The sequence below is a fragment of the Porphyromonas levii DSM 23370 genome (assembly GCF_000379925.1).
Lineage (GTDB): Bacteria > Bacteroidota > Bacteroidia > Bacteroidales > Porphyromonadaceae > Porphyromonas_A > Porphyromonas_A levii.
On the sequence record NZ_KB904230.1, the window covers coordinates 1 to 1,385 of the forward strand.

General features: G+C 43.2%; 1 protein-coding gene. It reads right to left on the reverse strand.

Features of this window, described 5'->3' with window-relative positions; genetic code table 11:
- Nucleotides 1-116: 116 nt before the first annotated feature.
- Nucleotides 117-1,223: a site-specific integrase gene (locus A3GG_RS0101790; protein ID WP_026215537.1), complete on the reverse strand. Its 1,107-nt coding sequence runs from the start codon at nucleotides 1,221-1,223 to the stop codon at nucleotides 117-119.
- Between the last annotated feature and the right edge of the window lie 162 nt (nucleotides 1,224-1,385).

A 1,385-nucleotide genomic window follows, 5' to 3' on the forward strand; every position in this document is an offset into this window, starting at 1 on the left:
TTGCGACATAAACAAGGATATTACATCGAATTTCAAGGCTTTAAATGACATTTATGAAAGAATGTAGATACAGCATTTCAAATGCGATTGCCCTGGTAAGTTCGTGTTGTTTTTGGCTATTTCAGGGAGATTTTGTTGGTGGTTTCGCGCTTCTTGGCGTTGATCAGGTCGGCATAGATTTGGGTGGTGGAGACATTCTTGTGGGTCAGCATTTTGGAGACGGTGTAGATGTCTGTTCCCATGGAGATTTGGAGTACCGCATAGGTGTGTCGGAAGCAGTGGAAGGTAATATGTTTGGTGATACCAGCTGCCTCAATCCACCTCTTTAGAGGGTAATTGGTCATGCTTCGCTCTAACCCCTTAAAGACCTTTCCTGTGCTTGGTTCTCCGCAAAGTTCGTATGCTTCATAGCTGATAGGGAGGGTTGCTTCGGTCTCGGTCTTTTGGGTCTTGATGCGGATGCAATAGCCATCATCTGGAGCTAGTTCTATGTGGTGCCATTTCAAGTTCAGTATATCACTGATGCGTAAACCCGTGAGGCAAGCAAAAAGTGAAGCTCGCTTAAGTACTTCGTAGTCACACGGAGTCTGAGCCAAACGCTTCAGTTCGTCAAGAGTGAGGTACTCTTTCTTGACCTCTTGGGGCTCTATCTTATCCAAAAAATCATTGACATTCTCCTTGATGAGCTTGTCTCTGTAGGCAATCTTCAGCAACCCTCTAAAGGTCGAATAATACCCCGAAGCAGAGTTTACTGAGATTTTGCCCTTGCGTTGCAGTTTATTGGCATTGAGTAGATACTCTCTAAAGTCTTGGCAGAGCTCCACAGTGATATCGCCAAAAGTGCAGCGCCCCTGCACGAAGTTGTAGAAGTGCTTATAGACGATGTCCCACTTCTCATCCTTTTTCTTGCACATCTCTTTGAAGTAGGCGAGGAAGTCCTTCTTCATCTTGTGGTGGTCGAGGAAGTCAAACTGCTCATTGATGAGCGACTGCATGCGAATGCCACGGATGGCTTCTGCTTTGTAGAGCATGTCTCGGTTGAACTGTCGCTCCAGTTCGTTCTTTGGCTTCTCAAAGATATAAATACCAAGATACTCTCTTCGCATCATCTTCATTGTTTCGGGATTTCGGACTCCTGGATAGTAGTCCAAATAGAGTGAAATCTTACCATTCGCGTAAACTCTCTGTCTCAATGTCACTTTAACATATGTATGGTTGTTCATTCGTTCTAATATTTAGAGCTTGCTGAATATGCCTTAACCACCTACTATTCAAGCAATTGAAGTGTTATTTTCTTTGCTATATTGATGATTATTGGTATATTGTAGTGTTAAAATGAAACGCAATAGCAGTTATTGAGAATATGAGGAAGGTGTTTTCAAGCA